Raw genomic sequence first — 14,801 nt, 5'->3', positions numbered from 1 at the left:
ACTTTGATTGATAGTTTGAAAATGATCAAAAGTGAATGGTCTGGGCTGTAATCATGTTATTTTTTATACGCTTTTGTTGCTCTTTTGTGCTTCTGGATGTAATAATTAATAAATTTTTGAGCAGGAGTAATTAATGAAGGTATGCATCTGGGGAGCGCGCGGTTCCCTGTCTGCCACATTCAATGCTGAAAGAGCCAGAGCCAAAGTCAAGGCCGCACTGGAGATCGCAGTTGAAAAGGGTATTGATTCAACTACGGATCTGGACCAGTTTATTGACAATGAGCTTCCTTTTCCTGTTCGCGGTTCCTATGGAACCAATACTCCCTGCATTCAGGTTGAAGGGCAGGGAGATGATTATATTATTTGCGATTGCGGCACCGGGCTTCGCGATTTTGGGAACAAGGTCATGGCGGATCGCCATGGTGCTCCGGGGGCACATTTTCATATTCTTATGTCCCACCTGCATTGGGATCATGTTCAGGGATTTCCTTTCTTCGTACCTGCCTACATTCCCGGTAATAAGATTACTTTTTACGGTGGGCATCCCAATATCGAAAAGGTTCTGCGCAACCAGCAGAGTGAACCTTGTTTTCCGGTTCATTTTGAGAATCTGGCCGCAGAATTCGATTTTATACGTTTGAAGACCGGGCAGAGATTTCAAATTGCCGGGGTAGATATCGAGATCAAGGCCCAATACCATCCGGGCGGATCTTTCGGATACCGTTTTGAAAAGGACGGTAAGTCTGCTGTCTATTCCACTGATTGCGAACACAAGAGCGCCACAGCCCTTTCAGATAAAGGTTTTGTTGAGTTCTTTAAGGAAGCGGACCTTTTGATCATGGATGCCCAGTACTCATTTGCTGAGGCCAATTCCATCAAGGAAGACTGGGGTCACTCCAATAATATTATTGCAGTGGAGCTTTCCGGCATGGCCAAGGTGAAAACCCTTTGCCTTTTTCATCAGGAACCGGTGCTCGATGATTTTCAGCTCCAGAAGTTTTTGGATGATACCATTGAATTTTCACAGCTTGCCGAGTTCAGGCCGGAAAAAATCATCATGGCTCAGGATGGGCTATGTATTGATCTGTAATTTTTTTCGGTTCAGTAGATTAATTGAATGACGCTTTCCGGTTTCGGGAGGCGTCTTTTTTTTCGGACGATCCGTTTATGTCTTCTTTTTGACTTTTTCAATTTTTATCCTTTCCTTAAGTTAAAATATCCTTTCTTAGCCCCTGTAATATACACTGTTACGGCGATTGGCATTACCCTTGCTTCAAGAATCGAAAGAGAACCACGGGCTCAGCCCGCACTCATCAGACGATGGAGCTTGGTATGAAATTCGATGAACTGAAATGTGAACTTGACCTTATGGAATTTAAATCAGGAGACACGGATACTTCCGGCATGAACGGCTGGGCAGTTCCATGGTCCGACCTGATGATGGTTATGTTCGTCCTTTTTGTGGTGCTGTTTATATACAGTCAATCCAAGGAAAATATAAAAGTCATTTTTGAGGGTAATGCCCAGTCACAGGTTGCAATGAATCCTGCTGACGGTTTGATTGAAATGATTTCATTCCATCGCGATGCCATGTCCAGCTCTGCCAGAGTGGTCATGACTCCTGAAGATGTGCTTTACCGCAGTGATGACGGTGCCGTGAGCATGAAGGAAGAGGAAGGCGAGCTTAAGATCGTCATGCGCGGCAACGCATTTTTTGCTCCCGGGCAGAATGTCTTTGAAGCCAAGACCCGCAAATATCTTGCTGAAGTTGCTGATGTACTTAAAACCAGCACCCATGCCATTCATATCATCGGGCATACCGATGCTTCTGATGCTGCCAAAGTGGGCGAGCAGAACGCTTTTGAACTTTCCGCAAGACGCTCAGCCAAGGTTGCCGAATATCTCATCAATACAAAATCAATCGATCCGGTCCGTATCATTGTCAGCGGACGTGGCGGGGTTGCCCCGGAATTGCCCGGTGATATGGGCAAGGTGGAGGGTAACAACCGCAGAGTTGAGATCGTAGTCATTAATACCGACGTCAATGCCCAGTAAGGAGGTCTGTAATGAATAAAAAGAATTTAATCGGTGTCATCGTTGCCTCATCCATCTTCGCCGGAAGTTTCTGGCTTAGCGGTGGAATTGCCCTTTACTGGAATGCCGCAGCCCTTGCCATTGTCCTTTCCGGTCTGGCTGTTGCTGTATTGCTCAGTTATCCGGTGGAGCAACTTCGCGAAGCCTTTAGGGTGGTGCAGGATACTTATTCCAGCCGGCTTACTACCCATGAAGAGATAGTTGAGACCCTGCTTGATCTCAGTGTTCGTTCCAAGATGGACGGCATGCTTTCCCTTGAAAAAGCGGGCGAGAAAACCACCATTTCCTTTTTGCGCAATGCACTTATGCTGCTGGTGGATAATTTTGAGGAAGATGAAATCAAGGATTGCCTGAAGACTGAAATGTCATTTTTCAATATGCGCCGTGGTGAATCCGAGCGCGTATTTCAGTCTATGGCCCGTTTTGCTCCTGCCTTCGGTGTGGCCGGTTCAGTTATCGGCCTGATCGGTTTGCTCATGGGCATCGATAATCCGGCAATGATCCTTAAACATATTCCGGTAGCATTTATTTCAACCCTTTACGGTGTCATCTTCAGTAATATGATTTTCGCGCCCATGGCTGAAACAGTGCGTTGCCGGACCCGCAACGAGCTGATTAACCAGAAGATGATTCTTGACGGCGTAATCGCTATCAAGAAGGAACAGAATCCTTATAAGCTGGAAAGAAAACTGGGGGCCTTCCTTGATGCGGATGACCGTGAAGAAAAGGCTGAAGCACTCAGGAATATTACCCGCAAGTATATCAAGATGCGCCGTGAGGAGAAGAACTCCAAGGATAAGATTCTGCATGAAGTCCCTTTAGTGAAGGCTAAGGCTTCATAAGCGCATAAATACAGATCTCCAAACATAATTGAATATGCGCCCGGTGCGGCTTCCCGGATGGGACAGTCCGTACCGGGCTTTCTTGTGTCCGGTTTTTGACAAGACAGGGAAAAGTAACCCAATCTCATTTATTTATTTTTATGAATGTATTAGAATTCCGGTCAGTTTATCAGGAAGAGATAATTAATTTTCAGAGCAGGGGATTGCTATAATGGGACTTGTTCTTGCTGTTGATATTGGGGGCACAAATAGTAGATTTGCTGCATTTGAGTCTGGTCCGGGCCATAAGCTGGTCATGAAGGAAACAGTCTGGCTTTCCAGTGTGAAAGCCCGCAGTTTTGACCATCTTATGGAAATGCTGGCCGCAAGTGATTTTTCTTATTTACCGTCTGATTTTGATGTCACGGTCATTGCCGTGGCCGGTCCGGTGGTGGGCGGAGTTTATTGCAATGTCACCAACGTGGATTGGGAGGTCGATTTTCGGGACGGTTATAAAAAATACGGCTTCAATGCTGCCGTGCTGATCAATGATTTCGCGGCACAGGCTTATGCCTGCCGTACCTCGGCGGTTGAGGGTTGCCGCATTATTCATGATGTTGAGATTTCACCCATAGGTACGGTGGGTGTAATCGGTGCCGGGACCGGGCTGGGCCATTGCGCTTTGGTTCCTGTTCCTGTGTCCGAGCTGGGTTATGTACCTGTTCCTTCCGAGGCCGGACATATCAGCTTTCCGTGTCAGACTGCAGACGAGCTGGATTTTTGTAAATTCGTCATGGATAAACGCAATATCTCCTATTGCTGCGGCGATGAAGTCCTGACCGGACGCGGGCTGAATATGCTACATCTCTACTTGACCGGGGAAGATCTGGAGCCGAGTCTGGTTGCTGAGAAGATGAAGCAGGGCGGCAGGACCCTTGAATGGTATTCCCGGTTCACTGCCCGCTGTTGCCGTAATTATGCCATCAGCGTTTGTGCTACAGGAGGGCTGTATATCGCCGGGGGAATAGTGGCAAAGAATCCCTTTGTGGTTGAGCAGCCTGTATTTATGGAAGAGTTTCTCGATTCCAGCTCAATGGGCGACTACTTGAAGCAGATTCCGGTATTCTTGAATGACAATCAGGAAAGCGGGCTTTACGGAGCTGCTTTGCGAGGTGTGCTGCATATTTAAAGTGGAGATGATATGGCAAGATATGACTATGATCTCGGCGTCATCGGTGGTGGGGCCGCAGGTCTGACAGTGGCCGCCGGGGCCGCGCAACTTGGTGTAAAAGTCCTGCTGATCGATAAGGAAGACAAGCTGGGTGGGGATTGCCTGCACTATGGATGCGTGCCCAGTAAGACTTTGATTCGTAGCGCCAGAGTTCGGCATCTTATGGGCCGTGCCGGTGATTTCGGTTTGCCGGAAGTTGAGCTACCTCCTGTGGATTTCGCACAGGTTGCCAAGCGCATAAGCGAGGTCATCGATATTATTCAGGTCCACGATTCCGTGGAGCGGTTTAATTCTCTGGGAGTTGAGGTTCGTTTCGGCGAAGCCTGTTTTGTCGATACGCATTCGGTTTTCTTAAACGGGAGTAATGTTTCGGCCCGCTCTTGGGTGCTTGCCACTGGTTCTTCCCCTTCAATGCCGCCTATCAAGGGACTTGATGAAGTTCCGTATCTGACCAATATAGACATTTTTTCTTTGCAGGAATTGCCGGAATCTCTGGTCGTGCTTGGCGGTGGCCCCATAGCCGTGGAAATGGCTCAATCCTTCCAGCGGCTGGGCAGCAAGGTTACGGTCATCCAGCGTAGTAATCAGATTTTGAGCCGTGAAGATGAGGATATGGCCGCATATGTCATGGATGGCATGGTTGAGGATGGAGTGCGTTTTGTTCTTGGCTCAAAGATAGACGAGGTGCGTAAGTTTGATGGCGGTGTTGAAGTCCTGTTGGAGTCCGGCGGTGAGAAGCTGAGCGTTGCTGGTTCACAATTATTGGTTGCCATGGGGCGCAGCTCCAATACGTCCGGGATGGGGCTGGAAGATATCGGCGTAGAGCTTGCGCGCGGATCTGTTGTTGTGGATGCCCGTATGCGGACCTCTGTTCCCCACATTTATGCTGCCGGGGACGTGACTGGTAAGTACCGTTTTACCCATGCTGCCGGGTACGAGGGCGGAATCGTAGTTTCCAATGCCGTTTTTCGTCTGCCGCGTAAGGCAAATTACACTTGGCTGCCATGGTGTACTTATACCGACCCGGAGCTTGCCAGTGTAGGTATGAATGAAAAAGCAGCGTTGAAAGCCGACATTAACTACAAGATGGTAGTTGAAGAATTTTTAGCAAGTGACCGTGCTTTGGCCGAAGGTGAAGGGCGGGGGCGGATTAAGTTGCTGCTCAATGAGAAAGGCAAGCCTATTGGCTGCCAGATTGCTGCGGTCCATGCCGGGGAATTGCTTTCCGAGTGGGTTGCCGCAGTGAATGGTAAGGTCGGCCTTGCAACTCTTGCCGGGGCGATCCATCCTTATCCGACACTTGCGGAGATGAATAAAAAGGTTGCCGGAAAGCTGCTTGGAGAAAAGCTCTTTTCAGATCGTGTGCGCAAAATTTTGAAGCTGTTGTTTTCGTATCGGGGGTAGTTCTTGCTGGATAAATAATGAATTCATTGCCGGAATTGTCTGTTTAGGGTAACGTTACAGTATGCCGGAAAAATTTATAAAACAAAGTTTTGTGGCGTTTCTTTTATGCCTTTCATTGGTACTCGTCCCCAATTTGGGGCTGGCGAGGGAGTTTGTTTTAGTTTCGTTGGAGTACCTGCCATATTCACAGCGTGAAAATGGTGTCTTAAAAGGTTTTGATATTGAAATTCTGCAGGAATGTTTTCGCCGCATGGGTGTGGATTTGAAGATAGAGCTTGTCCCGTGGAAACGCGCTTTGTCTATGGCGATGCATAGCCATGTTGATGGAATTTTTGGTGCATTGAAAACTCCTGCTCGTATAGAAAAGTTGTATTATAGCGACCCGTATCGCAGTGAACAGATTTCATTATTTGTCAGGCGGAATTCGAAGTTGGTTTTTGACGGAAATTTAGAAAAAATTAAGGACCATTCATTCGGTGTGATACGGGATTTTAGCTATGGGAAGAAGCTTGATAAGTTTTTGCACACTGAGTTGGAAAAACGTCGTGTAGAGTGGGTTGTTGATACTGAAAGGAATATCGCCAAGCTAATCAAAGGACGTTTTGACATTCTAATAGCAGATCATTTTTCAGCCATGCATACCATCCGTAATATGAAGGTTAAGGGAAAAATACGCAGTCTTGAGCCTCCGGTTACTGATAACAATATTTACGTGGCATTCTCCAGGAAACGTAAACTTGCTTTTTTACGTGACCATTTCAATATGGCGCTTAGGTCCATGCGTGAAGATGGAACCTTGGATTTGATTATGAAGAAGTATGTAGATTAGGATTCTCCTGTATAGTTCTGTTAATTGTGTGGTTTGTCTGCTTGAGGTAAAATAATTTTATGCTGAAAGTTGATATGAAAATATATGCATCTGTTTTGTTGTGTGTATTTCTATTGCTCATTTCCAGTCCGGGATCAGCACGGGAATATCTTGCTGTTTCTATGGAATTTGCTCCTTTTTCCTACACAGAGAATGGAACTGTTAAAGGGCTTGATTCTGAAATTGTCGAAGAATGCTTTCGCCGGATGGGTGAGGATGTGGAGCTTATACTCATCCCATGGAATAGGGCTTTATCTATGGGAATGCAGGGGAATGCGGATTGTATCTTTAATATTTTGAAAACGCCTGAGCGGGAATTTCAGTTGCTGTACAGCAAGCCGCTTAGACAAGAGATCATGACTCTTTATGTGAGAAAAGATTCGCCTTTGGAATTTAACGGAGATTTGAGTGAGTTAAAAGGGTTGCGTTTAGGCTTGATCAGAGATTTCAGTTACGGCAAGAAAGTTGATATTTTCATTAAAAATCAGGTCCCGGATTCGGATATTGAATTTAGTGTTGCCTCTGAAATGAGTGTTGCAAAGCTTATTAAGGGGCGCTTTGAGGTTATGGTCGGCGACATGATTTCAACACTGGGGGCAATCAATAGATTGGGTGTTGCTGATCAGGTTCGGCAGTTGGGAGCACCTATTTCCAAGAATGATGTTTATGTCGCATTTTCCAAAAAGCGTAATTTGCGTTATTTGCGTGACCGTTTTAATGTCGCTCTTGAATCCATGCGAGTGGATGGAACATTGGATCGAATCGTAAAGAAGTATATTGAGTAGCGATATTAATTGAAAGGAAATGAGCGTAAATGCAGTGGAATAGTTTACTCAGCAAGCAGAGAATCGGAAAAGAAAAATCAAACTACGCAGATAAAGACCGCAGTGAATTTCAGCGCGATTTTGACCGCATTATTTTTTCATCAGCTTTCAGGAGATTGCAGGATAAGACACAGGTCTTTCCTCTTTCGCGCAGTGATTATGTGCGTACCCGGCTGACTCATAGTCTTGAGACTTCTTCCGTGGGCCGTTCCCTCGGCAATATGGTCGGCAGTCGATTGGTTGGAAAATATCCTGATCTTGATCTTATTTCCTCTGAACCGGGGACAGTGGTGGCAACGGCCTGCCTTGCCCATGATATCGGCAATCCTCCTTTCGGACATTCCGGTGAGGATGTAATCCGGGACTGGTTCCAGACTTCTGAAATAGGTTCTGAGTTGTGCTCTATGGTTGATGTTGAGCATCGCAATGATTTCATCTGGTTTGAGGGCAATGCTCAGGGATTGCGTAATATCCTTGCCCTGCAACGCCCATATAGTAAAGGCGGCATGCAGCTTACTTGTGCCACCTTGGCTGCTTTTACCAAGTATCCTTATGTTTCAAAGCATATCAAAGATAAAAAGAAGTTCGGTGTTTTTGCCAGTGAAGCTGAAATTTATGCTGAGGTTGCCGAGCATCTGGGACTGACTGAACTTGAGGATAAAAAATGGGTGCGTCATCCTTTTGCCTATCTGGTAGAGGCAGCGGATGACATATGCTACCACGTCATCGATATTGAAGACGGCCACCGCCTGAATCTGATTTCCTTTGATGAGTTACGTACGATCTTTCTGGATATTCTTGAGAATAAAACTGATATAATTGCCCGTGTGGACCGTATCCCCGGGAAGAAGGAGCAGGTGGAATATCTGCGGGCCTGTACTATCAATGCGCTGGTAACCAGTTCCAGTGAGGTGTTTTTTGATTACGAGCAGGAAATCCTTGCCGGGAAATTCAGTTCCAGCCTGACCGAGGAGATTGGCAAGGCCAAGGAATTCAGCAGGCTTAAGGAAATTGCAATAGAGAAAGTCTACAATTCCACGGAAGTAATCGAAACCGAAGCTGCTGCATATGAAGTGCTTTGGAAGATTCTGGACTTTTTGGGCCGCATAGTTATTGAGACCCATACCAAAGGTAAGCTTGGCGCAAAATGCAAGAAGTCCGTCAAGCTGCTGCCGGATCTTTACGCTCCATCTGCAGAGGCGACTGTGTATCAAAATACCCAGAAAATCGTGGATTATGTTTCCGGCATGACCGATACCTTTGCAGTACGGACCTTCAATAAGATTTCCGGGATTTCGTTGCTGCGACGGTAAGTTTATTACTTTTTAAAGAATCAAAAAACGCCGCATTCGTTGAGAGTGCGGCGTTTTTTTTGTTGGTATAGTATTCAATCTACTGCAGCAGGTGCTTATTTAAAAATCTTTCCATGGCTTCATAGAAGTCAAAGCGGTTTTCCTGATTGTGGAATCCGTGGCCTTCGTTGTCCTTGACCATGTATTCCACTGCCACGTCGCGGTCCCGCAGGGCCTTGACGATCTGGTCTGATTCAGCCTTTTTCACGCGGGGGTCGTTGGCTCCTTGGGCGACAAAGAGCGGGGCTTTAATCTTGTCCACATGAAATACCGGGGAAACCTTGCGCAGCAGCTTGTAGTCACGCACCGGATCGCCGACTTTGATGTAGAATTCCTCTTTCTCGGTTTCCCAGTACGGGGGCAGGGTTTCCAACAGGGTGAACAGGTTGGAAGGGCCCACATAATCGATGCCGCAGGCGTAAAGGTCGGGGGTGAAGGTCAGTCCGGCGAGGGTAGCGTAACCTCCGTATGATCCGCCATAAATGGCAACCCGTTCAGGATCGGCAATGCCCTGACCTATCAGCCAGTGGACGGCATCGGTGATGTCGTTCTGCATGTTGAGGCCCCATTGCTTGAATCCTTTTTCCCAGAATTCGCGGCCATATCCGACGGAGCCGCGGAAGTTGATCTGCATGACCGCAATGCCCCGGTTGGTCAGGAATTGTACTTCGGGATTGAAGCCCCAGTAATCCCTTGCCCAAGGGCCGCCATGCGGGTTTATGAGTACAGGCAGATCCTTGGCTTCCTTACCCTTGGGCAGACTCAGGTAGCCATGGATGGTCAGTCCGTCACGGGAAGTAAAGGAGACCGGCTTCATTTCAGCCATATTCGACTGTTCAAGCCATGGGCTGACTTCTGCTATTTTTTCAAGCTTTTTGTTTTCGACATCGTAAATGTACCCGGCTCCGAGGCTGCGGTCCGAGAATGTACGGACAATGCATTTGGTCTCGTCTTTGTCTGCATCAGTAACGACCACCTCATATCCGGGCAGCATTGCGTCAAGATCGTTTTGGACCTCCTCGCGCTGATCATCAAAAAATACGTAATGATGTTTATCTGTGTAGAAACCCGCTCCGGTGATAACCTTGCGTTTTTTGGAGTACATGAGCTGGGTGACGTCCACTTCGGGGTGTTCGAAAACAAGGTGTTCCAGTTTTAGCGTCTCCGGGTTGAAAAGGTAAATGGCTTGCTTGTCCCGGTCAATGTTGGTGCTGACGTAGAATTTCTCGTTATTGAAATCAAAAACCAAGGGAGAGAATGCTGTCCGGAAATCAAGACTCATGATCGGGCGGAATAAATCTTTCGCATTTTTCCGGTAGAGGATGACATTTTGGCCGTTACGGCTGGCAACGGCAAGGCGCACTGTGCCGTTATGGTCTGTCATCCATCCGCTGATATCACCGGGGTTACGCGCTTCAAGTTCAAGCTCTCCGCTGACCACGTTGAGTTTATATACATCAAAGAGTCTGGGGTTATCCTTGTTGATGGTAATCAGGATATGGTCATCATCGCTTTCAAGATCGTCCAGCAGATTGGTGCGGGTGTTCTCAAATGGTGTCAGGTCTTTTTCCCCGCTACCGTCAATGGCGGCGGAGAAAGTGTGCACATTTTCATCGCCGCCCGAGTCCTGCCCGAAGACAATACGCTCGTTCCCGGCCCAGAAATAACCGTAGATATCCCTCTTGGTCGCGCTGGTTACTCTGGTGGTTTCATTGCTGGAAAGGTCTTTGACAAAAATATTGAGTCTGTCTTTCCAAGGTGCCAGCCATGCTATTTTCTTGCCGTCCGGGGATATGGTGAAACCTTCGGCTACAGGGTTCTTAAAGAAATCGCGTAGGGGAATCTTGCCCGGCTTGAGCTCAACGCCAGTTTTTACCGGGGCAGGAACAGGTTTGTGGGTGGAGCAGGCTGCAAGCCCCAGAAAAAGGGCGACAGCAAAGACGGTAACAATAAAAAATTTTGGTGTTCTCATTTCGTTACTCAGCAGGTTTTGCAGATTCTGGGTGGGTGTATACGGTTCCGGGACCGTATTTCTTTGATTCATTTAAAGCCAGATCAACTTTCTTGAGCAGGGATTCACCTGTCTCACCATGTTCGCACATGGCGATCCCGGTATTCATCGTGAAGGGAACAGCCTTCAGGCTCTTGGTGGTTGAAATCAGCTTATTGATCTTTTCCGTAAGATTCTTTGCATTGGTTACGCTTGTATGCGGAGCAAGGATGATAAACTTATCTCCTCCGACCCGGAAGAAGCTGTCCGGTCGTCTTAAGTTCTTACGCACCACACGCGCAAATCCGGCCAGAATCTTGTCTCCGGCCTTTTGACCGTGTTTCTGGTTGATGGTTTTAAAGTCGTGGATATCCATTTTTATGAGTGCCAGATCCGAGCCATACCTTGTGGCGGTTGAAACTGCTTTTTCCGATTCCTCGTAAAATTTCATCCTGCCGGGCAGGTTGGTCAGGGTATCCCGTTCAGCAAGTTTTTTGATGGTTGATTTGCTGACTTCTTTTTCCCGGGCGCAACGGATCAATTCTTCATGCATGGGGCGGTCCACGAGAAAGTGATGGAGAGCCACCAGAATGCAGATCAGGAAGAGGATTCCATATTCATACTTTACCCTGTTTACATGGAAATAGTCAGAAATTTTGCAGATATCTCCTGAAACCATGCTTATGGATGAGTCAAGTTTACGCGCAGCTGCGGTTGTCGCTTTGTTGTCCCCGGATGTGATGGCTTTGAGGAAAATATCAGCAGAACCAAAAAGATTGGAATTCTCGTTGTCCAACAGGTTGCTTAAGCGGCTGTCCTCTGGGTAATTCTGCAGTTCTTCAATAATGGAGTTGAATATCTGTATTGTGGAGTCATGGCTTAAACCTTCAGGGGCAGTCAGCATTTCAACGGCTGTTGTGCGCAGCCCACTGAGCAGGTTTTGGGTGTCTATGAGGTTTTTACGTTCAATGAGTATGGTGTGAAAAAGATAAAGTGCAGCAAGGGCCAGCACAAGGATTAAGGGCAGAGTTATTTTGTAACGCAGTCGGGCCGCATCCTGAAATCTCATAAGTATAGACCTTTGATTTTGAGTTGATTGATTTTCTCAGCTCCAATTATTCTTTTATCCTTGCCTGTGTTTTATGTAAAATCAAAAATAAATAATGACTCAGGTGGAGTTTCTCACTGACAGCTCAGGGTAGACGGGATCAGTTTTCTGCTGCTAAAAGGTTTTTTGCTGTTTAAACTGTTGTTTTACGACAATTGAAGCTGATCTGGGCTGGTGAAATTATAGCCTGAATTTTCATAAATGTGGAATTGCGTTTATTTTTATGTTGCTCTTGTTCATTCCTTGGGCTAGGGAAACCGCGTGCATGCATGGAAATTAAGGAGAAGATAAATTGTCCAAGGCAGACAGATATAATAAAATGTACCCCATTTCGTGGGAACAGCTGCACCGTGATTGCAGGGCTTTGTCCTGGCGGTTGCTTGAAAAAGGCCCTTTTGAAGGTATCTTAGCCATTACCCGCGGCGGGCTTGTACCTGCGGCGATTTTGGCCCGTGAGCTTGATATAAGACTTATCGACACCGTCTGCATTTCCACTTATGATTGGAAAGTTCAGGAAAAGAAAGCCACTGTGCTTAAAGATTTCAAAGGCGATGGGGAAGGCTGGCTTCTGGTCGACGATCTCGTTGATACCGGAGGTACAGCCAGACTGGTTAGGGAAATGGTTCCCAAGGCCCACTTCGCCACGGTTTACGCCAAACCTGAAGGTCGTCCTTTAGTAGACACCTTCATCACAGAAGTTAGTCAGGATACCTGGATCCTCTTCCCGTGGGATAGTGAAACACAGTTCGCACAGCCCATTGTGAAGGTTTGTCAGGAGAATAATAGTTAAGGTTTTAATATCTTAACACGGTTTAGGTTCAGATAGACATTTGCATTTCCAGCTGCCGGACGCAGGGAGTCCGGGGGCTGGTTGTGTATTTGTTTTTTTGTTTTTTCAAAATCAGGGGAAGGTTCGTTGATACGGAGCTTCAACAGGGTTTACTAACTAATTCTCAAGGAGTGGATGATGCGTAAAGTTCTGCTTATGGTTGCTGTTGCAGCCATGTCCGTGATGCTGGCATCCGTTGCGTTTGCTGGTGCTAAAAAGGACAAAGTGAAAGTCGGTTTTGTTTACATTTCTCCCGTGGGTGACGAAGGTTACTCCTATGCACAGGATCAGGGCCGTAAGGCTATTGATGCTCTGCCCTGGGTTGAGACTTCCTACGTAGAATCCGTTGCTGAAGGTCCGGACTCCGAGCGCGTTGTGCTGAACTTCGCCCGTAAAGGTTACGACATGGTTATCGGTACCAGCTTCGGTTACATGGACCCCATGGTTAAAGTTTCCAAAAAATTTCCCAAGACCGCATTCATGCACTGCTCCGGTTTCAAAACCACCCCTAACATGAGCAACTACTTTGGCCGCATGTATCAGGCTCGTTACCTGACCGGTATCGTTGCTGGTATGATGACCAAGTCCAACGTAATCGGTTACGTTGCTGCTTTCCCCATCCCTGAAGTTATCCGCGGCATCAACGCTTTCACTCTCGGTGTGCGTTCCGTTAATCCCGAAGCTACCGTTCGCGTAGTATGGACCAAGACCTGGTACGATCCTGCACTGGAAAAAGACGCAGCCATCTCCCTGCTGGATATGAAAGCTGACGTTATCACCCAGCATCAGGATTCCCCCGGTCCTCAGGAAGCAGCTCAGGAACGCGGCAAGTACTCCATCGCTTACAACTCTGATATGTCCAAGATGGCTCCCAAGGCTCACCTGACCGCTGCTGTCTGGAACTGGGCTCCTCTTTTCAAGAACGCTGTTGAGCAGCTGCGCGACGGTGTTTGGCAGGGTAATGAATCCCTGTGGTGGGGCATGGATCAGGGCATCGTAGACATCGCTCCTTACGGTCCCATGGTTCCCCAGAATGTTAAGGACAAAGTTGCTGAAGCCAAGAAAGCTATCGTTGAAGGCAAAAACGCAATTTTCGTAGGTCCCCTCAAGGACCAGAACGGTAAAGAAATGGTTCCGGCCGGAAAAACCATGACCGATCCTGAGATGCTCGGTATGATGTGGTTTGTTGAAGGCGTAATCGGAAATACCAAGTAATAATTTATGTTGGGTTATCGCTTACAAAAGCGTGACGAACCCTGGAACTGGGGCGCCCCGTTTATTATCGTGGGCGCTCTGGTTCTATCTTTCGGGATCAGCGCGCTCCTGCTTGAATTGCAGGGAAAATCTGCTGTACAAGGACTCCTCGTACTCTGGCAGGGGTCTTTTGGTGCTTCATGGGCTTTGGAAGATGCCCTTTTAAAATCTATTCCCATTTTTCTCTGTGCACTGGGTGTTGCTACAGCCTTCAGGATGCAGGTCTGGAACATCGGGGCTGAAGGCCAATTTGCGCTCGGCGCAATCGGGGCCACATGGGCCGCGCTTACTTTTCCCGGTCTGCCCGGTTACCTGCTCATGCCGCTCATGTTTATCTGCGCTGCGCTCTTTGGTGCTGCCTGGGCTTATATCCCGGCTATCCTGCGGCTTAAATTGCAGGTCAACGAGATTATCTCCACCCTGATGCTCAACTACATTGCTATCCTGCTGCTTGAATACCTTGTGTTCGGCGCATGGAAGGACCCGGCCAGTTTCGGGTTCCCGGTTACCCCGGAATTCACTCCCGGAGCTATCATCGGGCAGATCGGTGATTCCCGTCTGCATTGGGGATTTGCGGTCTGTGTCGGTTCCGGTATTGCCATGTGGGCGTTTATGCGTTTTACCCGCCTCGGTTTTGAGATCAAGGTTGCGGGTGAGGGCGAGCGCATCGCCATGTATTCTCGTCTGCCGTACGGAATGCTGACCATTCTGGTTATGGCTATTTCCGGTGCTCTGGCCGGATGGGCCGGATGCATTGAAGCTTCAGCCACCATCAACAGGCTTCAGCCTTCCATTATGGTCGGCTACGGTTATACTGCTATTGTTGTTGCGTGGCTGGCGAGATTGCATCCCCTGTACATCGGTATTTCCGCCTACCTGCTCGCAGCACTGCGTGTAGGTGTTGAAAATATGCAGCTTGAATTGCAGACTCCGGCATCATTCGGCTCTATTATGGAAGGACTTATCCTTATGTCCGTCCTCGCAGGCCAGATGTTGGTTACATATAAGATTGTTAAGAAGAAGTAG

Annotated in this window: 13 protein-coding genes; 11 read left to right on the top strand and 2 right to left on the bottom strand. The window is 47.6% G+C overall.

The features are described from left to right. The first annotated feature begins 133 nt into the window (after window positions 1–133). The 8 genes from ACO05Z_RS12580 to ACO05Z_RS12545 all read left to right on the top strand — a co-directional run bounded on the left by ACO05Z_RS12580 (window position 134) and on the right by ACO05Z_RS12545 (window position 8,555). Window positions 134–1,090 carry an MBL fold metallo-hydrolase gene (locus tag ACO05Z_RS12580; RefSeq protein ID WP_421902530.1) on the top strand — a complete coding sequence of 319 codons (957 nt, stop codon included), beginning with the start codon at window positions 134–136 and terminating at the stop codon, window positions 1,088–1,090. Between the two features lie 242 nt (window positions 1,091–1,332). Further along, a complete protein-coding gene (locus ACO05Z_RS12575) occupies window positions 1,333–2,055 on the top strand; it encodes an OmpA/MotB family protein (protein ID WP_421902529.1) in 723 nt (240 codons plus the stop codon). 11 nt (window positions 2,056–2,066) lie between these two features. Continuing rightward, window positions 2,067–2,936: a motility protein A gene (locus ACO05Z_RS12570; RefSeq protein WP_421902528.1), complete on the top strand. Its 870-nt coding sequence runs from the start codon at window positions 2,067–2,069 to the stop codon at window positions 2,934–2,936. Window positions 2,937–3,147: 211 nt separating this feature from the next. Next, window positions 3,148–4,104: a glucokinase gene (locus tag ACO05Z_RS12565; RefSeq protein WP_421902527.1), complete on the top strand. Its 957-nt coding sequence runs from the start codon at window positions 3,148–3,150 to the stop codon at window positions 4,102–4,104. Between the two features lie 12 nt (window positions 4,105–4,116). Continuing rightward, window positions 4,117–5,550, top strand: a complete 1,434-nt coding sequence (locus ACO05Z_RS12560) for a dihydrolipoyl dehydrogenase family protein (protein WP_421902526.1) — start codon at window positions 4,117–4,119, stop codon at window positions 5,548–5,550. Between the two features lie 61 nt (window positions 5,551–5,611). Then, window positions 5,612–6,379 carry a substrate-binding periplasmic protein gene (locus ACO05Z_RS12555; RefSeq protein WP_421902525.1) on the top strand — a complete coding sequence of 256 codons (768 nt, stop codon included), beginning with the start codon at window positions 5,612–5,614 and terminating at the stop codon, window positions 6,377–6,379. A 59-nt stretch (window positions 6,380–6,438) separates the two neighbouring features. Continuing rightward, window positions 6,439–7,203: a substrate-binding periplasmic protein gene (locus tag ACO05Z_RS12550; protein ID WP_421902524.1), complete on the top strand. Its 765-nt coding sequence runs from the start codon at window positions 6,439–6,441 to the stop codon at window positions 7,201–7,203. A gap of 29 nt (window positions 7,204–7,232) precedes the next feature. After that, a complete protein-coding gene (locus tag ACO05Z_RS12545; protein WP_421902523.1) occupies window positions 7,233–8,555 on the top strand; it encodes a deoxyguanosinetriphosphate triphosphohydrolase in 1,323 nt (440 codons plus the stop codon). 79 nt (window positions 8,556–8,634) lie between these two features. Here ACO05Z_RS12545 and ACO05Z_RS12540 read toward each other — a convergent pair whose 3' ends face one another. Continuing rightward, window positions 8,635–10,566 (bottom strand): S9 family peptidase, encoded by a 1,932-nt coding sequence (locus ACO05Z_RS12540; RefSeq protein ID WP_421902522.1) that lies wholly within the window; start codon window positions 10,564–10,566, stop codon window positions 8,635–8,637. Window positions 10,567–10,570: 4 nt separating this feature from the next. Then, window positions 10,571–11,653: a GGDEF domain-containing protein gene (locus ACO05Z_RS12535; RefSeq protein WP_421902521.1), complete on the bottom strand. Its 1,083-nt coding sequence runs from the start codon at window positions 11,651–11,653 to the stop codon at window positions 10,571–10,573. Between the two features lie 358 nt (window positions 11,654–12,011). On the opposite strand from ACO05Z_RS12535, the gene gpt reads away from it, so the two are divergent. From gpt to ACO05Z_RS12520, 3 genes are all read left to right on the top strand, one after another. Next, window positions 12,012–12,482: a xanthine phosphoribosyltransferase gene (gene gpt / locus ACO05Z_RS12530; RefSeq protein WP_421904185.1), complete on the top strand. Its 471-nt coding sequence runs from the start codon at window positions 12,012–12,014 to the stop codon at window positions 12,480–12,482. Window positions 12,483–12,659: 177 nt separating this feature from the next. Further along, window positions 12,660–13,736 carry a BMP family ABC transporter substrate-binding protein gene (locus ACO05Z_RS12525; RefSeq protein ID WP_421902520.1) on the top strand — a complete coding sequence of 359 codons (1,077 nt, stop codon included), beginning with the start codon at window positions 12,660–12,662 and terminating at the stop codon, window positions 13,734–13,736. Between the two features lie 6 nt (window positions 13,737–13,742). After that, complete coding sequence (locus tag ACO05Z_RS12520; RefSeq protein WP_421902519.1) at window positions 13,743–14,801, top strand: ABC transporter permease; 1,059 nt, start codon at window positions 13,743–13,745, stop codon at window positions 14,799–14,801.

Origin of the sequence: Maridesulfovibrio sp., assembly GCF_965230075.1 — a bacterium.
In the GTDB taxonomy this organism is placed as follows: Bacteria; Desulfobacterota; Desulfovibrionia; order Desulfovibrionales; family Desulfovibrionaceae; genus Maridesulfovibrio.
This window is presented reverse-complemented; position numbering and strand designations above follow the sequence as displayed.